The sequence below is a fragment of the Maribacter spongiicola genome, from assembly GCF_004364165.1.
In the GTDB taxonomy this organism is placed as follows: Bacteria; Bacteroidota; Bacteroidia; order Flavobacteriales; family Flavobacteriaceae; genus Maribacter; species Maribacter spongiicola.
The window spans coordinates 1,262,117-1,284,880 of the sequence record NZ_SOAY01000010.1 but is presented as its reverse complement, the minus strand read 5'-3'; the positions used below and the strand labels follow the sequence as shown (position 1 = coordinate 1,284,880).

Genomic DNA, 22,764 nt, shown 5'->3' with positions numbered 1-22,764 from the left:
AGTAAAAAAATATATTAACTGCATATTCTTAAAATTATATATTTTTTGATGAATCAAAAAAAATCAACACCTCAACATTACAAATAATGTTTTAGCCTTAAAAATAGCTCATAAAAAAACAGCCAGTATTTAAAAAATACTGGCTGCTTTCAATTAAAAAGGTAAATTAAGTTATACTACTCCTCCCCTAACTCGGTAATTTTCTTCTCGTATAGCTTTTTACTCTCTACAACGGCTACATTCAATTCTTGCATAATGCCATCTACACGACCTTCTATGCTTTTCATTTGATCATTGATGTTATCGAAAGAATTTAGCGCAGCTGCTACTTCTAATGCTTTTACCACCTCAACGGCATCGCCATGTAACAGTCTTAATTTATCTATAGCTTGCGAAGTGTTCGCTAAAGTACCGTTATATCTGGTACGGGCTTTTTCTATGGCACCTAATAGTGTTTTCTTACTCTTTTCATCGCTTAGGCTATTGGTCTGTGTTTCCATAGCTGTAAATAGATTAGCAGCTTTCTCTTTTAAATCTTCGTATTCTTTGTTCAAATTCTGAACACGACGATCTACTTTCTCCCAATCGCCATACACTTTGGCAAATTCTTTATCTTCATTTTTAGTGTCTTCTAACGCGCTTTTTAATGCATTTAAAGATTCTAGTCCTTTATTTACATTTTTATTGGCGGTCTCTTTTTTATTCTCAAAAGAGTTTACTTGAGACTTAAATTTGTCTTTTAAACGAATAAGATCTTCGGGACTTTTATCTTTCCAACAAGAAGTTAGGGTAAGTGCAATTAGGGCAACAAATAGCGTTCTTTTAAACATGTACTACTTTCTTTAGTTAATGGTACGCCAAAGATACATATTCTAAGATGCTTTAGATTTGAAAATGAAATGGTCAAAATTTTAGTTGTAGGTCACTAAAATATCTGCTGCTTTTTTCAAGTCAGGCGCTACAATTTCTGTTTTTGGTGCTAACGGATATTCTTGTTGACCAGGTCTGCCAATAAAGGCTGCACGCCACCCTGCCCAAAGTGCACCGGCTACATCCCAACCGTGGGCTGCTATGAGCATACATTCCTCCAGTTCTACGCCCATTTGTTTTGCTCCCCATGCGTAGGTCTCCGTAAAAGGCTTAAATTTTCCGGTTGGCTCTACACTTAGCATTTCATCAAAATACTCGATTAATCCGGCATATTCAAATTGCTTTTTTAATCCGCCTTTAGATGAATTGGTGAAGGCTACTAATTTGTATCCGGCATTTTTCAACTGTGTAAGTGCTTCTTTTACTTCTGGGTGCGTGGGTAAATTACCCATGGACTCAGCAATAATTTTGCGTGCCTCTTCTTCCGATATGAAAATATCAACATTTGCTGCCACCATTTCTAATGCGGCGGCACCAATATGCCCGAAGGGTTTGTATTGACCACTTGCCGAAGTCACTAATGAATATTGTAACATGGTCGTAAACCAAAGGGAAAGCAAATCTTCTCTTCCGCCTAAAGCTCCCCCTACTTTCTTTTGAACTTTTGTAAGATCCAAAAGCGTTTCGTTCACATCAAAGAATAATACTTTAGGTTTGGTTTTCATATTATGAAGATATTTAATATTTACTTTCGGTTTACTCTTGAAGCATCAAAAACTAATTTGCTAATCCAATTTTGTTAATGGTAAATTCCATTTCAGAAATATCAGTAGTTACTTCATTAATCCTAGAGTTGGTAAAATATAAATAACCCTGGAATATACTAAAAGTATCTGCCCATTTTATGGCATCACCTTCCACTAAAGTATGTATACTACCGTCTGGTTTGCGATACATAATTTTATTGTGTTCTAGATCGGCATAATATAAGTTTCCGTTTTCATCAAAAATCATTCCGTCGGGCGCAGATGTTTTGGTTTCAAAAGTTACTTCATTTTCAATATCTTTTTCATTGTCTAAAGTGAGTGCTTTTGTGGATATGCTATATAGACTATACCCCGAAAGGGCGTGATAGTATAGCTTGTGATTCTTAGTATCTAAAGCAATTCCATCTGAATTTACAGAATTTGTCCATTTCTTATTCTCAAAAGTTAAAAATTCCACTTCCGCTGCTGTAGAAGAATGGTTATCTAAAACTCTAGTGAACTTTTTAGTTTTTACATCTAAAATGACCAAACCAGAATTACCGGAATCTGTGAAGTAAATTTTGTTGTTCTTTTTATCAAGACGTAAGTCATTGATATAAGAATTAGCATGGTAAGCGTCTTCGTTTAAAATATAAGTGTGCTCTAATTCTTTTGTATTTATATCAAAAACAAAAACTCTAGGTGCATCTAAAACTTCTTGAAAAAGGGGACTTCTAGTATCTAAAACATAGATAAGATTATCGTATACAACAACAGATTGTACACCTATAAATTTATTCACCTCTATTTTGTCTCCTATTTCCCAAGAGTTCCACTCTTCATTTGGAAAGGGAGCGTTTGTACCATTTATTATTTCTACTACAGAATTTTTAACTCCTTTTCTCCATCTAGGAAAATTCGCAAAAATACGCCCATCATTACTCACGCTAACCCCTGTTACTTGTTGCCCTTTAAAAGAAACTATTTGTATGATTTTCTGCGTTTCCGTTTGTGCTATGACAGGGGTTGATTGTGATTTATTTTCTGTTTTTTCTTTGCAAGAAAAAAGTAAAACAAACAGAATAATGATATAGCTGAGATTTTTCATGATTTCAATCTTTTAAATAAGTACAAATTTACAAAAGCCAATATATTATAAGTAATTGGCTTTACAGATGGTTTTAATTTCATAGAGAGTATCTCTACATGAAAATCAGAATACAACTGTATGTATAGCAACAACCATCTTTATAATAATGGTTAGATTACCTAAATAGAATACTTTTGGCTTTTGGCTTTTGGCTTTTGGCTTTTAATAAATTACAAATCCCCTTATAAAAAATATAAGATTCTATTAAAGAGACATATAATTTGAGTTAATAAAAAGACAACAAATTATTTTTTAAAAAAGATAATTCGCATTAATTAAACTATAAAAATTTCATTTCTCTTGCTCCTGATTTTCTTTTTCTATTTGCTCATAAGCCCTGTTTAATTCTTCTTTTGTTGGTTCTGGCAACATTTGTTCTTTTGCCAACTGTGGCTCATAACTGAACTTGGTAAAAAATGGAAAATGATCAGAGCCATTATTATCCCCGAGTTTAACATCTAAAATCCTAAAATCTGGAGATGAAAAAATATGGTCTAGCGGCCAACGCATAATCCAACTCTTTGCATTGTACGTACTAAAAAATCCTCGTCCTTTCCTTAAATCTAATAATCCGCTTACTTTCTGAAATAGCTCTGTAGTCTCTGACCAAGCTACATCATTAAAATCTCCCATAACAATGACAGGAAATTTCGATTCTCTTGTAAGTTTCGCAATTTTCATCATTTCTGCATCTCTATCAACAGAGGTAGGATTATGTTGTGGCGTTGGTGGTGCAGGATGTATGGCGAACAATTGAATAGTATCTTTAGATTTCAAAATTATTTTTGAATGTATAGAGGGGATAGTGTCTTCTACTAAATATCTTACGCTAGGTTCTAAAAGTTCTAATTTGGAATAAAGGAGCATGCCATACGTATTACTTAAAGGAACTTCCACCTTATACAAATATTCTCGACTTAAAGACTTTGAAAATGCTTGTTGCCATGTTTTATCTGTTTCAGTAAATAATAAAATATCGGCATCAAATTTTTTAGCTTCATCAACAACAGAAACTTTATTATCATTTTTCTGTAATACATTTGCTGTATAAATATCGAATGTGGGTTTACTTTTGGAGCTACTTTGGAAAATCTCTTTTTTTGCAAATATAGTATATGGGTATACTTTTGCCATTTGAAATACAAAACAGCCGGCCAGGACAGTAACGAAAAGAATGTCGACTTTACTTTTTAAATTAAATCTAAAAAAATAGAGTAATAGTGCCAACATAGTCAAAACAGTTAATTGAAGATGTGGAAAATCAAAAACCCTAACTGTCCAGTGATCGGCTGCGATAAAAGGAAAGATGGTCAAAATTATTGCCAGCACAGCAAAAACTCGTAAGAACAATCTTAATTTTAATTTACTACTTAAATTCATAACTACATTTTTGGTGGTTGGTTTTACTTTATTTAGATAAAAGTGAATTGCGTCTTAGAAAATTCTCACAGGGTAAATTTTTAAAGGTTTAGTCCATTAAATTATCAATATGTACATTCTGATCTTGTTATAATTACAATCTTTTTTTGTCTAATATCAAATCCTGAACTAGTACTAATAAAAAAGGGACTTATATTAGTAAGCCCCTAAGTCATTAAACTGCACATAAGAACACTAACCATTATTATTACAACATATGCAGTTCAATTATTTGCAATTTTAATATTTAACGACCAACCTTATTATCTATATCCAAAAATAAATTGACCCTGAATATGATTAAAATTATCATTAATGGATATTCGTAAAAAATGAATTTATTCTGCACTTTGTTTTTATATGGCATGTACGAATATTTCAAAACATACTTTATAAATATTTTATTGGTCAAATTTTAAAATTACTTCAAACAATACACCACAAGTTCGATCACGATATAAGCAATATTTAAATTAAATGCATGCACTACCAATATGGTTAGTTATAATCTGCTTTGAGCACTTTACAGGAAGTAGGTTTTGTAATTTTAATGCTGAATAATTGAAATATATTTAACAATGGAACTAATGATATTAATCATGCCATTCGATACTAACACATCGATTTATTTAAAGAATCTAAAAATGGATTTGTAACCTTTTAAGTAGTGTATTACAACTAAAACTAATTTAGGTCTTGAAAATAAATGGTAAACGATACAATTTGAATATTCATCGGTTAATACTGGGAAGAATGATAATTGAAAGGCTTTCAATATTAAATACTAATTTTTAAAATAAGAATACTATGAAATGGCAAGGTAGGCGTCAAAGTTCAAATGTAGATGATCAGAGAGGTCAATCTAGTTCTAGAAGGAGTTTTAGTGGATTTAACCCTACACTACTCGCTCCAATAATAAAAATGCTTTTTTCAAAAACTGGCTTAATTATCGCTGGACTCTTCTTAGCATTTGTATTCATAACCGGTAACAACCCGTTAACCTTAATAAGTAACTTTTTAGGCGGCAACAGTCAGACTGTTTCTACAGAATCATATCAAGGTACTGAGATAGAGAATCAGCAAGCTGAGTTCAGTGCAACTATTTTAGCCAGTACCGAAGATGTATGGAATAGCCTTTTAGATGATTACCGCGAGCCTACTTTGGTTCTTTTTACAGGTTATGTATCGTCTGCTTGCGGCTCAGCCTCAAGTGCAACAGGTCCTTTTTACTGCCCTGGCGACGAAAAATTATATCTCGACTTAAGTTTTTTCCAAGATATGGAACAACAAATGAATGCACCGGGCGATTTTGCACAGGCTTATGTTATTGCACATGAAGTTGGACATCATGTTCAAAAACTAATGGGAATAACCGCCAAAGTCGATAGACTTAGAGGACAATTAAGTGAAACAGAATTCAACAAATATTCTGTTCGTTTAGAGCTACAAGCAGATTTCTTTGCAGGCGTTTGGGCAAATCGTTCACAAAGCATGACGCAAATGATGGAAAAAGGTGATCTTGAAGAAGCCTTAAATGCTGCAAATGCTATTGGCGATGATCGCTTACAAAGACAATCAACTGGCAAAGTTGTACCTGACTCTTTTACACATGGCACTTCAGAGCAGCGCATTAGATGGTTCAAAAAAGGTTTTGAGACTGGTGATATTTCTCAGGGTGATACTTTTAGCGCAACAGTACTTTAATTAACCAAGAACAACACACTATTTTTTTTAAAATGACTATATCCTTTTGCTAAAGATATAAGAAACTACCAATGCTACCCAAGCAATTACAGCTGCCATTTGTTCGCCGTCACTTACCATAATGTGTGCAAAAAATGCCAAGGTAACCGCAAAGAAAAATGCAGAGTATGCCCATTCTTTAATATGATGAAACTTAGGATTCCAAATTGCAAACAACCCTACCAACTTTGCCGTAGCGTACGGATATATTAAATACGTTGGGTAGCCCAAACTCGTAAAGGCTCCCTTAATATATTTATGATTAAAAAAATACATGCCTGCAGAAAACAGCATTACCAAGGTAAAAATACCAGTGGCTACGTAATAAATGATTTTGTTCGTTTTCATATTTATTGGTGGTTTAATTGGTTACGCGGTTATTGGTTCAACTTATTTAAAGCCGATACTATTTCCGATACTTCTGCGCGTTTTCTATAGTCTTCATCTAAAAAAGCATACTGTATTACCGCATTGGTATCAATCACATAAGTCGCAGCTAACGGAAGTTCATTAGTATCATCGCCGTTTACTTCGCTTAAACCAAAACCGGCTTCATAAATACTAGCTACATCATCGGTTAACGTATAGACCACTCCGTATTCTTTACCAACTACATTACCAACATCACTAAGGACGGTAAATTCTAATTTGTTCTTTTCTGAAGTGGATAAAGAGTTATCTGGCAACTCTGGTGTAAGTGCGATCAATGTTGCTCCTGCTTTTTGAATTTCTGGCAATTTTTCTTGTAAATAGTGCAGTGTGATGTTACAATACGGACACCAACCACCTCTATACCACGTTAAAACTACTGGTCCGTTTTTTAACTCATCATATAACGAAACCGATTTGCCCAACGCATTTTTCAAAGTGAAATTAGGCGCTTTACTATTGACATTCAGTGCATTTTCTAATACTCCCGATGCGGCAACACTTAAAATACCCTCAGCATATACCTGCTTTTTCTCTTCTGTAAATTTCGCAGCTGCTTCTTGGCGTTTTACCGATAACAACGCATCTAGTTCGCCTTTATTTGTTGTACTCATAATAGACCGGTTTTTATTTTATTTCTCGGCAATTAGCTCGCCAAGTATTTGTTTAAATGTAGCAACAGGCTGTGCTCCTGTTACTGCACTTTTCATATTAAAGACAATTGTAGGTACAGAATTGACACCCATATTCTTCCATTCCCCTTGTTTGTTTCTTACCTCAAATCTAGCTTCTTCATTATCTAACCTAGCCAATGCTTCATCTGCATTTAAACCTACAGCTATCAAAGCTTCTTTTAATATTGCTCTGTCAGACACATCTTTTCTTTCACCAAAAAACGAATTCATTAATCGTAATTTCAGTTCGGTCTGCTTGTCAAATTCTTTTGCATACTCTAATAATACATGGGCATCAAATGTATTAGCCATGCGCATTTCATCAAAATAATCGAATTTAAAGCCAAGCTCCTCTCCTATCTCGGTCATGTTCTGTTGCGACGCTTGTTGTTGCTCTAACGTAGAACCGTATTTTTCTGTAATATGCTCGGTTACATTTTGTCCCTCAGGTGGCATACCTGGGTTCAGCTCAAAAGGTTGCCATTCAATCTCTACTTGATCTTCAATACCAAGTTCCGTAATTGCTTTCTCTAAACGTTTATACCCAATAGCACACCAAGGGCATACTACATCAGATACAATATCTATTTTTAATTTTTTACTCATAATTACTTCTTTATGATTATTATTTTTTATCCCGTGTAAAATTCACCATCACTATTTACTAATAACAGTAGTGTTCAGATAGTTTTCTTCTCGCTCTTGATCTTCAATATGTTTTTCTTCGGATGTCATATTCAATACCATCGAATTCACGATCCTACTTTTACTAAAGTCTTGCTCTACAATAACCGCTTTATGATACACGCCTAAGGTTTCTGCCGAAAGCTTAGGGGTACTATTATTCATGATTACAATATGATACGCTTCTTTGTCAAAAGACTTCAATTTCGTTGTAAATGGTGCCAATAGTGATTCGTTTTCTTTAAACACAGGAGTGAAATTGGCTAAATAATCTTTATCCTTTTCTTTTGCAAGCGCATGATAATCGGCAATATGCAATTCACTTTCTATTACGCTAGGTTCATAACCTAACAAAAGAAAAGATTGATGTGCCGCATTATCTACATGAAAAGGAGTATTTACTTGCTGATCAAAACGAACCAACCAATGGTAACTTAATTTTTTACCAAAGTTGGTTTCGCTCAATTTTGACAGTTCTTTTTTAAGCCCAGTTAAAATAGTTCTAAATTCTAATGGTGTTCTATTCTTACCTAAATCAAAATGGTAATAACCCGGTTTATCGGTATCTGTTCTAAAAACTGCATGGAAACACTGTTGCGCCAATTTTTCAATAGATACATCTGTATTTTCCATATATGTATATTTAACTGATTATTAAAACTATTTACCAACTACCAAGCAACTAATTGTACTGATTCACAATCAGTTTAGAAGGATACCAAGTCGCTAATCTGTATTTCGCCCTGTACATTGGTATAGTTCTTTACATCATCTGCAAATGTTGCCGCATGTGGACCAAAGGCTGCTTGAAAAGAAGCTACATCGTCAAACTTTAAATGTGCAATGGCTACATATGGTGCAGCTTCGCCAGGTGCTCTGCCGCCAACGCCTAAATCTAATTCCAATTCTTTCATTGCACTGCCCACTAGTTTTTGAACCATTGGCAAGTGTGTGTTTTTATAATATTCTGCATCGAACTTTACACCTTCGCTGTTCGGATACATTACTGATACCTTTATCATGTTATACCTTTTTTAAGTTGAAAAAAGGTAGCTATACCTCATTCGAAAGAATAGCTACCTCGTTGTTTTATTTAATTTCTGCCAAAATTTGACGAATCATTTGATTGGTGAATCCCCATTCGTTATCATACCAGGTCATCACTTTTAATAAATCGCCATCTACCACTCTGGTCATACCCAAATCTACAGTAGACGCATGCGGATTCTTTACAATATCCGATGAAACCAAAGGCTGATCTGTAGTGTCCAGAATATTTTTATACCTGTCCGTCGCCGCTTCCTCTTTAAAAATTGCATTAATCTCTTCGGGAGTTACGTCGCGTTCGGTAACAAAAGTTAAATCTGACATTGACCCGACCGGAATTGGAACACGTAGCGCAACACCATCGAACTTACCGGCAAATTCTGGCAAAGCTTTGGTGGTTGCAATTGCCGCACCTGTAGATGTCGGTACAATATTGGCTGCACCAGCACGACGCATTCTCATGTTCTTTTGTGAAGGCGCATCAACAATACCTTGAGATGCCGTGTAGGCATGCACAGTAGTCATTATCGCTTTTTTAATACCAACTCTACGCCCAAGAACTTCTACTACGGGACTAATATTATTGGTGGTACAACTAGCACATGAAAATATATTAGTTTCACCAGCTTCTGTGTTTACACCATGTACTACCGTTGGTATATCTTCACTCTTAGTAGGTGCTGATATAATTACCGATTTGGCACCTGCTTTAATATGTTTTTTGGCATCTTCACTTTTGGTGAAGAAACCGGTACTTTCAATGACGACATCAATTTCATGTGATGCCCAAGGTAAATCTTCAGGATTGCGTTGCGAGTTGTATTCTATTTTCTTTCCATCTACAATTAAGTTGTTCTCATCATGAGAAACCTCTTTTTCATAAATTCCATAAACCGAATCATACTTTAATAAATAAGCTATATTCTCTATGGAAACAATATCGTTTACCGCTACTAAGTTTAACTCTGGAGTATCCAAAATTACTTTTAAAGAAGCGCGACCTATACGCCCCATTCCGTTTATTGCTATTTTTTTCATTTTGATGTATTTAGTTTATTAAAAATTCTAACTACGTTTAGCACCTTCTATTTACAGTTATTCATTTAAATCTGCCAAAACTATATTTTCTGCAAAGCCTTGGTAAGCACCTTCAAATTGTTTTGCCATAGCATCTGGAAACAAATGAAAATCACCTGCAGCCAATGCTGTTACTATACCTTCAGATATTTCTGAAGCTGCCGCACCTTCTTCAAAACCTGCCGCCTTACCCATATCTGTCATTACTGGACCTGGGTGTACGCTTAAAATATGAACACCTTTCGTACCTAGGTCTGCACGCAAACCTTGGGTCAATGAATAGGATGCCGCTTTTGACGCAGAATATGTAGATAACTGAGGGAAGTTTTTTATAGATGCTATAGAGTTCAACTGTACCAATGCTCCTTTTTTATTCTCTAAAGTTTTGGCAAAAGCATTAGCTACACGTAGTAAACCAAATGCATTCACCTCTAATTGCTTGGTAAAATCTTTTTCTACGTCAACACCAATTGTTCCGTAAGATTCACCAATACCTGCATTGTTTACAACAACATCAACGTCATTTGCTTTTTGGGCTAAATCTTGAATGGATTGTGTATTTGAAACATCAGCTTTTATCGTAACTACTTTGTCTCCGTATTTATCTTCTAATTCTTTAGTAGAATTGGTATCACGTACAGCTAAATAAACTTTTTTAGCTCCGTGATTAATAAATGACTCTACAATAGCCTTACCAATACCTCTGTTGGCACCTGTTACTAAAGCTACTTTATTTTCTATAGTTGTACTCATAATTAAGTTTATTTTAATGTTACTCGATAATCAAGAATTAAATTCTTCGAAGCATGTATCGAAGTGATTTATTTGTTGTTGAGAACTAAATAACCTTCCGCCCAAAGACAGAAGGCTATCATCAATCACTCAATCAACATATGGTTTCGGGGAAAATGAAACCTCTATTTTTTTGACCATGCAAACTTTTGAAAAGCTGCATCTACTGGTGTATTAGCAATATGGTTTGTATAGTTGCTAATTACCTTTTGAGATAATCCTAAAATAATTTCCAACACTTGAGCTTCACCATAACCAGCTGCATAAAAAGCATCTAAATCTTCTTTTGATACATTACCACGGTTACGTACAATGCTTAAAGTAAACGTACGTAAAGCTTCTAATTTCGCATCTGCCAAAGGAGTTTCGTTACGTAAAGCCTCTGTAATAGCATCATCCACTTTCATCATTTTAGCGATACCTGTATGTGCCGGTACACAATAATGACATGCATGCTCAACATTGATCGTTTGCCATACTACAGTTAACTCGTCTTCGTTGAAAGAAGTCTCAGTAAATAACTGATGTAATGTTTGGTACGCTTCTAATAATTTTGGCGACGCTGCCAAGACCCCGTGAAGACCCGGAATCATTCCGTATGCCTTGTTAGAGCTTTCTAATAATGCTTTGCTACCTTCTGGTGCAGACTCGATATCGTGTACTTTTAAAGTTGTCATAATCTTATTGTTTTTATTAATTATTATATTTATGTTAAATCTAAGCAACTGCTTAGTTATTGTTCAAAAAAAACCTACAGGTGTAAAAATGTCATTTCAATAATTCCTTTTAATGTCTCTTCATTAAAAACCTTTGATGAAATCGATAGACCTAAAAGAGCGTTCATTAAATAGTCTGCTTGTGCTTCTATTTCTTTTACATCCCTTTCGTCGTCTTGTTTTAAATTCCTTACAAACAACTCTCTAATATTTAAAGAAAAGCGTTTTAATGCCGCCATAATTACGGGGTTGGAATCTTCTTTTATTTCGTTTACCGTATTGGTAACCAAACACCCTTTAAAGATGGCGCCTTCTCTAGAGAACTCAAGAAAATCTAAAAAATATTCTTTAATACCAAGCACACCATTATTAGATTTTTCTAATGTATCGATAATGCTTTTTAATTGGGTATTATAGAATTTTATACTTTCTAAAAAAACTCCTTCTTTGTTTTTAAAACTGGCATAAATAGAGAATTGGTTTATACCCATTTCTTTCTCTAACATACGAACCGATGTACTTTCATAGCCATTACGCCAGAATAAGCGCATTGCCTTTTCTATGACTTCTGTTTCGTTATATTGTTTTTTACGTGCCATTATTTCTAATTACACTGCAAAACTAAGCAAGTGCTTTGATATAAAAAAACTTTTAACTTTGATTTAGTACTTGATAGCTATACCAAATAAAAAAATGAGCCAACCCGGAGGCTGACCCATTTCAGGAAAAGTAGGCGTACAGTTTGTTTTTAGGATAACACTCCTACTTCTTTTTCTACCTTTTTGCTTTTAGATCCTGCATCAAACTGGTTAGACGTATTCTTCTCGCCACCTGCTTTTAATGCCTTATCACCAGCAAAGAAAGATTTATGATCGTCACCTAGATCAGACCCAGCCATTCTCTGATGTTTTACACAAGAAACACCTTTACGGATTTCTTGTCTTTGTACACCTTTTACGTATGCCAACATACTTTCTTCACCAAAATAACCTTTAGTAAGATCGCTCATATGTAACGCTGTAGTATGATATGTCGGTAATGTAATCAAGTGGTGGAAAATACCAGCATCTCTTGCTCCATCTACTTGAAAACTTCTAATTTTCATATCTGCACGGAAAGACAATTCTGAGGTATCATATTCCTCTGCCATTAAATTATTTCTATCATATTCCGTCATATTCTCACCTTCCGCAAGCATTTCATCATATACCTGCCCACGGAAATTCAATGTCCAATTAAAGGATGGGGAATTATTATATACCAATTTTGCATTAGGTACTACCGCTCTAATTCTATTTACCATATGCGCAATTTGCTTTACATTAGGCGTAGGCGTCTCAATCCAAAGAAGATCTGCACCGTTTTGCAAACTGGTAATACAATCTAACACCACCCTATCTATATTAGTGCCGTTTCTAAATTTATATAATCCGTTAGGCAAGCGAATTGGGCGCACCAATTTACCGTCCCTTTTTAATAGGACATCATCTTCACGAGCCTCTGAAATGGCAATTTCCTCTGCCTCAACAAAAGCTAAATATTGTGAAGCTAAATCACCAGGCTCTTGACTTACCGGCAACTTTTGTGTAAGTCCCGCACCTTCAGAATCCGTTCTGGCTACGATTACCCCATCGTCAATTCCCAATTCAATAAAAGCATATCGTACTGCATTTAGTTTTGCCACGAAATCTTCATGAGGTACGGTTACCTTACCATCTTGGTGTCCACATTGCTTAGCATCTGACACCTGATTCTCAATTTGAATGGCACATGCACCCGCTTGAATCATTTTTTTAGCCAATAAATAAGTAGCCTCTTCATTACCAAAACCGGCATCTATATCTGCAATTATAGGTACAATATGGGTTTCATAATTATCAATTTCATCCTGTACATCTTCCCCATTCTCCAATCTTCTGAACAAATCGTTCAATTCTATAGCATCTGCCTGGCGTAAAAAATCATAGATTTCTGCAATTAAACTGGAAACCGCTGTTTTTTCGTGCATAGACTGATCAGGTAACGGTCCGAATTCTGAACGTAAGGCTGCCACCATCCACCCAGAAAGGTATAAATATTTTTTACTGGTAGTTTTGTGGTGTTTCTTCACTGCAATCATTTTTTGCTGTGCCACAAACCCGTGCCAGCACCCTAAAGATTGTGTGTAATTAGATGAATCTGCATCATACTCCGCCATATCTTTTCTCATAATGCCCGCTGTATATTTAGCAATATCCAATCCGGTTTTAAAACGATTTTGAGCGACCATTCTAGCAGCATTTTCTGGGTTGATATCATTCCAAGTTGCTCCGTACTTTTGCTTTAAGTTTCTTACAGTCTCTAATGCCGAACTGTACTTGTTTTGATCTAGATTTTTCATAATTTTGAACTACGTTATTTATTATTGATAATGAGATCCTGCACATTGTTGCCGCAATGGCAGGATCGTTTTTTATATGAATTTGTATGCCGGTAAGGTTAAGAATTCCTCGAAATCATCTGATACCACCAGTTTATCAAATAGCTGTATTGCCAATTCAAACTTGCTATTTTTCAGGTTGTCCTCACCCACTTCGGTTATTAATTTTTCAACTTCGTTTTCGAATATTTCTATATACAATTCTATAGTCAACTTACGGCCATCGGCAAGAATGACTTCATTCTTCAACCACTGCCATACTTGGGTTCTAGAAATTTCTGCCGTTGCGGCGTCTTCCATTAAGTTATAAAGTGCAACCGCGCCATGCCCTCTTAACCAAGCTTCAGTATATAAAATACCCACATTGATATTTTTCCTTATTCCAGCTTCTGTAATAGTTCCTCTTGGGATTTCAACAAGATCTTCCTCCGTCACTATTACATCTTCACGTAATACATGCATTTGGTTTGGTGTAGACATATGCTTATTAAACTCGTTCATGGCTACCTCAACCAAAGCAGGGTGAGCAACCCATGTACCATCATGACCATTTTGTACTTCGCGCTCTTTATCTTTTCGCACTTTCTCCAAGGCTTCTGCATTTGCCTTATCATCGTTCTTGATAGGAATTTGAGCAGCCATACCGCCAATAGCAAGTATGCCACGCTTATGACATCTTTGAACAACCAATTTTGCGTAGGCGTCCATAAACGGAGTGGTCATTGTAACCTGATCTCTATTGGGTACCACAAAACCAGGGTGGTTTCTAAACTTTTTAATGTACGAGAATATGTAATCCCAACGGCCGCAGTTTAGCCCTACAATATGATCTTTCAATTCAAAAATGATTTCGTCTAATTGAAAGCTAGCGGTAATGGTTTCTACCAAAACAGTTGCCTTAAATGTACCTTTAGGCACGTTTAAATACTCCTGGGCAAATTCAAAAACCTCGTTCCACCAGCGCGCTTCTGTATAATGTTCCAATTTTGGCAGATAGAAATAAGGTGCCGTGCCATTGTCCATCATCGTTTTGGTATTATGAAAAACATACAATCCAAAATCTACCAAACTTCCTGAAGCCTCTTCATCATTTACCAATAAATGTCTTTCATTAAGGTGTAGACCTCTTGGCCGTACCAAAAGCACTGCCGTTTCGTCCTTTAATTGGTATGATTTCCCTCTTTTAGTATCTGTTAAACAAATGGTCTTAGTATTGGCATCCATTAAATTTTGTTGACCTTCAATACTATTTTTCCAACTGGGAGAATTACTGTCCTCCAAATCTGCCATAAAGGTTTTAGCTCCGGAATTTAAAGCGTTAATGATCATCTTACGATCTACCGGTCCAGTAATTTCTACCCTTCTATCCTGTAAATCTTCCGGGATTTTACCTGCAGTCCAAACACCCTCACGAATAGATTTTGTCTCTTTAGGAAAATGGGGAAACTGACCACTATCAAAGACTTTTTGCTGGACTTCACGGTTTTTCAGTAGTTGTAATCTTTTGTCGTTAAAGTTCTCATGAAGCGCTGTTAGGAATTCTAAAGCACTGTCTGTTAGAATCTCAGGATAGTAATGATGTACCTGATTTGCGAACTGAATTTTCGGATGTTTTAAAATCGTGTTTTCCATTATTAAAAGTTTTTGTTGACACAATGATAAAACAAAATACTTTACAAAACAAGCGAACGTTCGCTAAATAGATAAAATTCACTTTTTTTCTGATGTACGCAAAATGTAGTATCTTTAAAATCTCAATATGGAACAAGAATATATAAAACTCATTTTCGGCTTAAAACTCAAGCAAATACGGACAGATAAGAATTTGTCCTTATTTGGATTATCTAAAATTTGCGGATTATCAAAATCGTATTTAAACGAAATTGAAAAAGGAAAAAAATATCCGAAGCCAGATAAAATAATTCTTCTCGCAGAGAAATTAGACGTGCCTTACGATCAAATGGTCTCATTAAAGCTGGATAAGAATTTGGCACCTATTGGCGATTTACTACGGTCAAAAATTTTAAAGGAAATACCTTTAGAGCTATTCGGCATAAAAGAGAGCGACCTTATAGATATTGTTGCTACGGCACCCGCGAAGGTCAATGCCTTTATAAGTACCATTATAGAAATAGCACAGCATTATAGCTTTAGTAGAGAAAGCTTTTACCTTGCTTCTTTACGCTCTTACCAAGAAGCCAACCATAACTACTTTGATGACATAGAGCAGCAAGTTTTAAAATTTGCCAAAGCATACCATATCGATTTATCCAAAACACTTTCTTCAAAAGATTTAGAAGAGATTTTAATAGAAGAATATGGATACATTATTAACAACGGAGAAATAGAAAAATACGAAGCTCTAGAAAACTTGAGATCTCTTTTTGTTCCAGAAAATAAAACCTTATTACTATCTGCGGACATTAACGAAGCTCAGCGCGCTTTTATTTACGCCAAAGAAATTGCTTATAACTTTCTTGCATACACAGATAGACTGTATTCTTTTCCTTGGATAAAGTTTGAAAATTTTGACCAAGTCCTAAATAATTTTTACGCCTCTTATTTTGCCGGCGCATTGATAATTCCAAAAACGCTTCTTGTACCAAAAATAGAAGAGGTATTTTCAAAAGAGACTTTTGATGCCAAGAAATTCTTATCCCTTATAAATGGCTTTAATGCTTCTCCAGAATCGGTTTATCAGCGTCTTACAAATATTCTACCTAATTCCTTCAATATCCAAAACCTCTTTTTCTTACGGTTTACACACAGATTAGGCAGTAAAAAATACCATTTAAAAAAAGAGTTGCACCTTTCTCATCAACATTCACCTAGAGCTAATGAAACAAACGAGCACTATTGCCGCCGTTGGGTATCGTTAAAAGTTCTCAACGATATTAAAATGAGCCAAAAAGACCATGAATTTGATTGTCAAATTTCTGAGTATGATGGCGAAGACAATAGCTACATTGTTTTCTCTTCTGCAACAAAAGACCCGTTCAAGGATAATCAATACAGAAGTATCAGTATTGGTCTGTTGATGAACAAACAACTTGCACGCAAAATCAAATTTCTGGATGACCCAAAATTCAAGTCTCAAAAGGTCGGAGTTACTTGCGAGCGTTGTGCTATCAAAAACTGTAAGGAGCGTCAAAACACTGCTATGGTTCTAGATAGAATCGATAAAAACAAAAAGGTGGAATCTATTGTAGAAGAGTTGCAGGCCAAATTTAAATCCTAACTAAACCCAGCTGCAAACCTTACTTAGTAAATTCACTTATCCCTTTCGTATAATTTTATCAATATTACCCGCTAAATACATGTGATCACTGGCGGAGTTTTTACGGAGTACGTTTGTCATTAGCACCACCATATACCTGCAATTATCTGGATGCTCAACAATGATAACCGAGTTCATAAAATTAGTTACGTTCCCCATATATTTACCACATGCCTCCCCTTTGCTTCTATCGCATTTGTATAAAGAGCCCGATTTAAAATACACAGCTGCCTCTTTCAATGCTGGAGATTGCGCGTAACGAATTCTACGATCGGTCATATACATTAATCGCTTCATTTCTAAACTAGAATCTTCATCAACCACTTTACCTTGCTCTAACTGTACCAAGAATTTCATTAACCCTTGTGGTGAACCTATACTACCACCTTTATCACCAACATAGGTATTTGCTCCTCTAGTGAAAAAACTACCCAATCGCCATTCATCTGATGTAATACCTAACTCACGCAGTGGCAAGTTGACAACATCATTACTTAAATCGGTCAAGTCTTTTCTTGGTGTTTCTTTAAAATAAGCATCTGCTTCTTCTTGGGTCAAATCTGGATACTTCTCTCCGAATGCCGCCATTAATAATACCTCTCTCCAAACAATACTTGCTGCACCGTTGTTACTTACAGATAACATGTGATCTGCCCATTCATATAATGAGAACACGTCGCTAGCAATTACCTGGCGTTTTACCAAGGTATTCTTTTCAATATTGTAGATAGGAATGGTGTGTTCATCAGTTAATCCCCAAACTCCAGCTTTTACAGATTTGTTCTTTAGCAGCTCTGTTCTTTTTTCGAATGAATCCGGATAAATTTTCTCTAACTGTGTAAATAATCCTAATAAGACCGCCAATTTACCAACACTACCTGGCTGATAGCCTGCAGTCTCATTTCGTTCGGCATAACGTACATTCTCAGGGTCAGAAATATCTAAAACAGTAAGGGAATAACTCTTATCCAATCCTCGGAACAATGCACTAATTTCTTTCTGAAAATCTTCGTTCACCTGCATTAATCCCATAGCGCTGTCATTCTTTCTTGATAGCAAGTTCAATTGAATATCGCTGTACGATTTCATGGCACCGGCAGGTAATACAGATACATCTTTGACCTCTCCGTTTTTAATCATCTCTAAACGCTTTAAACGTTTAATACCTGTACGTTCGTAACCGTCAATTGGGTAATATTTGTATGTTGTAAATGCAGATGCACTTAATACAACAATTAGTAACACTATAATTTTCTTCATTATAATTTTGTAGTTAAAGAGATTTCTTTCTCTGTATTAATTTTCGGGGTGATGGATTCTAGATACCCAGAACTCAAGGCTTTTTTATTCTCAACGAATGGCCTTATTTGAAACAACCATAATTTATCTTCTTTGAAACCAAGCTCCACATCATAAGCACCTTCGTAATCTGAATTTGTTTCTTTAGGCAAGGTCTCTCGAATGGTTTTTGTCAAGGTCTTAATATCTTTCATATTCCTTTCATTTACCACCCGGTTTTGAAACGTCGCAACTTTCTTGCCAGTTCCGCCAGTTACAGGTAAAGTAGTATACATTGGCTCGCGTGCCGGTGCTAATAAACGATAGCCATTACCATCATATATCGTATAGGTTTCTGCGGACTGACCATCTACGGCGCCACCTGCTCCTCTACTAAAAGCAACAGTTAAATCTTTGTCGTTACCAGAATTAATCCCCTTTGTAATTAATACGCCAGAGTAATCTACATCTACACTTGGTATCACCAAAATGGAAGGAAATACATTCTCAGGATTCAACAAATACACTTGTCTCCATTTAAAGCTACGTTCGGTATATGGCGAAGCCCACACATCTTTTATGCCTTCTAAAACTTTCTCTTTATCCAATACATTAAAAAGTGTCAGGTTTAATCCCGCACCAGTAAACTCCTTCAAATCCTCCATATTGGTATCGCTACGCAGGAACACGGGTATTTTTCCGAAGTCCGACCCAAGAACAGATTTGAATTTGGTTTCAAGCTGATTCATAAAATCTTCTTTCAACGGCATTTTTTTAATAGCACCTCTTAAGGTCTCTAATTGACGTAATTGATAATTCTCAACTTCTGGCTCCGGCACATCTGCATTTCGCATACGCTCGGCTTCTTTGAACATGGCATTCAAATATTCCCAATACGAGTTATTTTCACCAGGCATTTGCTGATCCATATGATCTCTGAAAATTCCGAACGGAATCACCAATCCCTCAACCACTTGCTCAGGAAACATCTTTTTCAACTGACCTAAGTTAGCCGCTTTTGGTCCGCACAAAGCTCCTGAATCACTGGCATCAACATCACGCATGTTCAAAACACCGGTATTGCATAATTGAATTTTCTCAACTGGCACTTCGATCTTATCAGTATTACGTTTTTTCTTTATAAATAGTCCGCGTTCTTGATCCGTCATCTGAGATTCTGGTTTCAAGATTACATTTCCTTTATTAGATACCGCATAGAATACACGGTCGCCACTATACTTTTTTAAACTCTGAAGATTTTGATCAGATAATGCAGCATTTGGTATACCTAAATTACGTGCCAATAATTGCACGTGCGATACCATATTCCCTTCAGCTACAGTAGCAATACCCGCAACAGGTTTTAAATCTGACGGTGAACGTTGAAAAATATAAATTTTATCTGCAGATACTTCAACATCTTCAGACGAGCCATCAACAACAACCAACTCCCCAAAAGCATAGCCAGGGTTCAATCCTCTAAAAGTACTTTGGTTGGTAACATCCATAACTTTATTGGTCAAGGCAGATTCTTTTGAAATAAAATCTCCCAATTCCCCAACGCTTTGTCCTAAATGCAATGCTACCGAACCTCTAATTCTATCATCGATAAAGGCATAAGTCTTTGGTTCGAACGTAGTATATGTATTTACAACTTCTTGGTAATTCGCTTTTACCATAGCAGCACTCCACTCTACCGCTGCTCTAGCTGTTTCTAATACCTGCGTTAATTCTGCCAAGCTTAATTGATCTTGGTTGAATTTACTAAGGGCACCAGAAATCTGTTCCCATTCCCACAGTTCTAAATATCCTGCACCCACTGATGCCGTAGTCAATGCACAAATTTTTTCTAACTGTCCGCTTACAGTTGTAGGTTCCCAATTAGGTGCGTTTTGAAATAATAGCTCTTCTAACTTTAAAGAAATATCAAGTAATTGTAATCGTGCTAAAGGTCGCTTCTCGGTTAGCAACTCTTCTCTGATTTCTAAAAGTAACTGTGCCGTTTCATTTACTGAATACGAAGGCGTTTCATTATTCGCCCTACCATCTACAAATGATTGTACCTTATCACCTAATATTGTTCCTTTCACCAGTTTTGATTTATTCAATAATGATTGAACATCTACTGGTTTAAAAAACGTATTCATTGTAGCTACAAGTCCGTCTAACTTTTTATTCAAATCGGTAGTGAACGATTTTTGATTTTTAGCTTTAAAATCGATTACTTTTTGAATATCTGATTTCTCGGGCTGACTATGAATTTTTGTTCTTAGATCCATAAAAGGAACGAACAAATCTGAAATCACTTTAGATTCGCTTCGCATGAGCTGTGCTACATTATCATCACCGTTATGCGGAATATCTTTTAATGACTGACGAATAAAATAGAAGTTATTGGCAACGACAGCATCTTTAGATAAAATTGATTTATAGAAATCGATTCCCCAAGCTTCTTCATCCTCTACTTGAACGGAACCTCTATAAAACTGTCCTTTTTGATTGATCCATCCATCATCGACCAAACGCAAATATTTATCTAACTGATATTGTTTTAAACGAGAATGGTTGTGGTCGGTATCCCAAAGTTCATCAATAGTCGTATAAGCCAAAATCTGACCTAAATAAATATGATTGCTTTTACCTAATGTAACTACTTCATCTTTATAACGGGCATGCTGCACCCCGGGACCAATATTATCAGGACACGGGTCTTTAGGCTGCCGTATACTACCATCGGTACAAAACCATCGAATGTCTTTATATGGTCCACGTATATCGTTCTTATATTTAATAACCAAAGCTTCGATTTTATCTGCAGCTATTGGAGATTGCGCTTGCGAAGTATATATAAATGCAAAAAGCGCTGTAAAAAGTATACCGAAAAAGGATTTTAATTTACTGTTCTTCAATTGAATAATATTGGTTTGTTTGCCAAAGGTAGTATGTAATTGTACCAATACACCAAGTTAAAGTCAAATTATTTTAACACTATAAATTAAAAATACAAGACTGACCTACAACGATTTAAGATTAAAAAAAAGTTTCATAATAAATTGATAAAAAAAATCGTTATTCAACTATTTAGATTTCATTTGTAAGAACTTTTCAAGACCAAAAAACGGATTTGAAAATTGAGACAAAAAAATCTATACTTAACTTAACAAGCAAAAAAAATGAAATCAATTTTAATAGTATTGTTCGTTGCAGTTTCTTCATTGACAACCTTTGGTCAAGATACCAGCACTATGAACGGAACGTATGAAGGCTATATTAATGGCGCATATGTTTTTTCTGATAATGAAGGGAACACTGCAGAGTTCAACGATATTACAGATGATGTTGCGAATGAATTCGATTTAAACAGTCAAAAATTTGTTGGTAAACAGTTTACCATCACATTCATTGTTGATTCTGAACTAGACGAAGACGATGAAGAAATTCAAGTTAGCACAATAGTCGAATTGCTAATGCCAATGTAAAAAACAGAAAGGACCTAATTAGGTCCTTTTTTTATGCCCAAATACGAATGGTAATTAAAGTGTAGATCGAACAATAATAATCGCACTTCAAAGAGCCGATTCTTTTTCGTTTCTTTGTAATCCCATAATAAAATATAAAATGACTTTACTAGGTATTGATGTAGGTGGTTCTGGTATTAAAGGAGCGTTAGTTAATTCGGAAACAGGAGAAATGATCTCTGAACGTTTTAGAATAGTCACTCCCATACCAAGAACACCAGAGGCAATGACCGATGTAATTGCTCAGATTGTTACCCATTTCGACTATAAGGGTAAAGTGGGCTGTGGTTTTCCAACAATTATTAAAAACGGAGTCTGTAAAGCAACCGGAAATCTTCATAAAAGCTGGTTAGGTATAAATGTTGAGGAATTGCTAGAAAAGAAAACCGGACTAGATTTCACCGTAATCAACGATGCAGATGCTGCAGGGTATGCTACCATGAACTATGGTATTGGTAAAGGAGAAAAAGGTTTTGTTGTAATGATTACTATTGGTACCGGTTTAGGTAGTGGTGCTTTTTTAGATGGTAGATTGATCCCAAATTTTGAATTAGGTCAGATACCTTATAAGAAATATTCAAAAATAGAAAAGTGGGCAGCAGGGTCTGCAAAAGATCGCGAAGGCCTAACCTATAAAAAATGGGGAAAAAGATTTAATACTTTTTTAGAATACGTAGAATTGATCGTTTCACCAGACTTGATTATTCTTGGTGGCGGAGCTTCAAAAGATTTTGAAGAGTTTAAATCAAAGATCAATATTGAGACTAAGGTTGTCGCTGCAGAGCTTCAAAATAATGCCGGTATTATAGGTGCTGCGGTCGCCTCTCTATACAAGACAAATAATAAATAGAAACGGTGAATTAACCACATAAATTAAAAAAAATCCCAAAGACAACTTTGGGATTTTTTTTTGTGCTGACCATTT

Annotated in this window: 21 protein-coding genes; 4 read left to right on the top strand and 17 right to left on the bottom strand. The window is 35.5% G+C overall.

The genetic code is table 11. The annotated features are described in order from the left end of the window. Positions 1-176: 176 nt before the first annotated feature. From CLV90_RS06045 to CLV90_RS06030, 4 genes are all read right to left on the bottom strand, one after another. Complete coding sequence (locus CLV90_RS06045) at positions 177-830, bottom strand: hypothetical protein (protein WP_133686577.1); 654 nt, start codon at positions 828-830, stop codon at positions 177-179. 81 nt (positions 831-911) lie between these two features. Next, on the bottom strand, positions 912-1,595 hold the full coding sequence (locus CLV90_RS06040) for a haloacid dehalogenase type II (protein ID WP_133686576.1): 684 nt from the start codon (positions 1,593-1,595) through the stop codon (positions 912-914). Positions 1,596-1,647: 52 nt separating this feature from the next. Next, positions 1,648-2,724, bottom strand: a complete 1,077-nt coding sequence (locus CLV90_RS06035; RefSeq protein ID WP_133686575.1) for an L-dopachrome tautomerase-related protein — start codon at positions 2,722-2,724, stop codon at positions 1,648-1,650. A 333-nt stretch (positions 2,725-3,057) separates the two neighbouring features. Further along, complete coding sequence (locus CLV90_RS06030) at positions 3,058-4,146, bottom strand: endonuclease/exonuclease/phosphatase family protein (RefSeq protein WP_133686574.1); 1,089 nt, start codon at positions 4,144-4,146, stop codon at positions 3,058-3,060. An 846-nt stretch (positions 4,147-4,992) separates the two neighbouring features. Here CLV90_RS06030 and ypfJ point away from each other — a divergent pair. Further along, positions 4,993-5,889, top strand: coding sequence for a KPN_02809 family neutral zinc metallopeptidase (ypfJ, locus tag CLV90_RS06025; protein ID WP_133686573.1), 897 nt, complete (start codon positions 4,993-4,995; stop codon positions 5,887-5,889). Positions 5,890-5,925: 36 nt separating this feature from the next. On the opposite strand, the gene CLV90_RS06020 is transcribed toward ypfJ, so the two are convergent. The 11 genes from CLV90_RS06020 to aceB form a co-directional block, all read right to left on the bottom strand. Next, on the bottom strand, positions 5,926-6,276 hold the full coding sequence (locus tag CLV90_RS06020; protein WP_133686572.1) for a DoxX family protein: 351 nt from the start codon (positions 6,274-6,276) through the stop codon (positions 5,926-5,928). Between the two features lie 29 nt (positions 6,277-6,305). Then, on the bottom strand, positions 6,306-6,971 hold the full coding sequence (locus CLV90_RS06015) for a peroxiredoxin-like family protein (RefSeq protein ID WP_133686571.1): 666 nt from the start codon (positions 6,969-6,971) through the stop codon (positions 6,306-6,308). Positions 6,972-6,989: 18 nt separating this feature from the next. Continuing rightward, complete coding sequence (locus CLV90_RS06010) at positions 6,990-7,637, bottom strand: DsbA family oxidoreductase (protein WP_133686570.1); 648 nt, start codon at positions 7,635-7,637, stop codon at positions 6,990-6,992. A gap of 51 nt (positions 7,638-7,688) precedes the next feature. Further along, the gene (locus tag CLV90_RS06005) at positions 7,689-8,348 is read right to left on the bottom strand and encodes a hypothetical protein (protein WP_133686569.1); all 660 of its coding nucleotides are present in this window, start codon (positions 8,346-8,348) and stop codon (positions 7,689-7,691) included. Positions 8,349-8,422: 74 nt separating this feature from the next. Further along, positions 8,423-8,737 carry an EthD family reductase gene (locus CLV90_RS06000; protein ID WP_133686568.1) on the bottom strand — a complete coding sequence of 105 codons (315 nt, stop codon included), beginning with the start codon at positions 8,735-8,737 and terminating at the stop codon, positions 8,423-8,425. Positions 8,738-8,804: 67 nt separating this feature from the next. Next, on the bottom strand, positions 8,805-9,800 hold the full coding sequence (gap, locus tag CLV90_RS05995; RefSeq protein ID WP_133686567.1) for a type I glyceraldehyde-3-phosphate dehydrogenase: 996 nt from the start codon (positions 9,798-9,800) through the stop codon (positions 8,805-8,807). A 57-nt stretch (positions 9,801-9,857) separates the two neighbouring features. Then, on the bottom strand, positions 9,858-10,592 hold the full coding sequence (locus CLV90_RS05990; protein ID WP_133686566.1) for an SDR family oxidoreductase: 735 nt from the start codon (positions 10,590-10,592) through the stop codon (positions 9,858-9,860). 164 nt (positions 10,593-10,756) lie between these two features. Then, on the bottom strand, positions 10,757-11,308 hold the full coding sequence (locus tag CLV90_RS05985) for a carboxymuconolactone decarboxylase family protein (protein ID WP_133686565.1): 552 nt from the start codon (positions 11,306-11,308) through the stop codon (positions 10,757-10,759). A gap of 74 nt (positions 11,309-11,382) precedes the next feature. Then, the gene (locus CLV90_RS05980) at positions 11,383-11,946 is read right to left on the bottom strand and encodes a TetR/AcrR family transcriptional regulator (protein WP_133686564.1); all 564 of its coding nucleotides are present in this window, start codon (positions 11,944-11,946) and stop codon (positions 11,383-11,385) included. Positions 11,947-12,095: 149 nt separating this feature from the next. Beyond that, positions 12,096-13,727: an isocitrate lyase gene (locus CLV90_RS05975; RefSeq protein ID WP_133686563.1), complete on the bottom strand. Its 1,632-nt coding sequence runs from the start codon at positions 13,725-13,727 to the stop codon at positions 12,096-12,098. Between the two features lie 72 nt (positions 13,728-13,799). Further along, the gene (aceB, locus tag CLV90_RS05970; RefSeq protein WP_133686562.1) at positions 13,800-15,398 is read right to left on the bottom strand and encodes a malate synthase A; all 1,599 of its coding nucleotides are present in this window, start codon (positions 15,396-15,398) and stop codon (positions 13,800-13,802) included. Between the two features lie 127 nt (positions 15,399-15,525). Here aceB and CLV90_RS05965 point away from each other — a divergent pair, with 127 nt between their 5' ends. Beyond that, positions 15,526-17,004, top strand: coding sequence for a helix-turn-helix domain-containing protein (locus CLV90_RS05965; protein ID WP_133686561.1), 1,479 nt, complete (start codon positions 15,526-15,528; stop codon positions 17,002-17,004). 36 nt (positions 17,005-17,040) lie between these two features. Here CLV90_RS05965 and CLV90_RS05960 read toward each other — a convergent pair whose 3' ends face one another. Continuing rightward, a complete protein-coding gene (locus CLV90_RS05960; RefSeq protein WP_133686560.1) occupies positions 17,041-18,303 on the bottom strand; it encodes a serine hydrolase in 1,263 nt (420 codons plus the stop codon). Next, positions 18,303-21,278, bottom strand: coding sequence for a PEP/pyruvate-binding domain-containing protein (locus tag CLV90_RS05955; RefSeq protein ID WP_243835271.1), 2,976 nt, complete (start codon positions 21,276-21,278; stop codon positions 18,303-18,305). Before CLV90_RS05955 ends, CLV90_RS05960 begins: the two co-directional genes overlap by 1 nt. Positions 21,279-21,494: 216 nt before the next feature. Here CLV90_RS05955 and CLV90_RS05950 point away from each other — a divergent pair, with 216 nt between their 5' ends. Both CLV90_RS05950 and ppgK read left to right on the top strand, forming a co-directional pair. Then, complete coding sequence (locus CLV90_RS05950) at positions 21,495-21,800, top strand: hypothetical protein (RefSeq protein WP_133686559.1); 306 nt, start codon at positions 21,495-21,497, stop codon at positions 21,798-21,800. A gap of 139 nt (positions 21,801-21,939) precedes the next feature. Then, positions 21,940-22,689 (top strand): polyphosphate--glucose phosphotransferase, encoded by a 750-nt coding sequence (gene ppgK / locus CLV90_RS05945; protein WP_133686558.1) that lies wholly within the window; start codon positions 21,940-21,942, stop codon positions 22,687-22,689. The last annotated feature ends 75 nt before the right edge of the window (positions 22,690-22,764 follow it).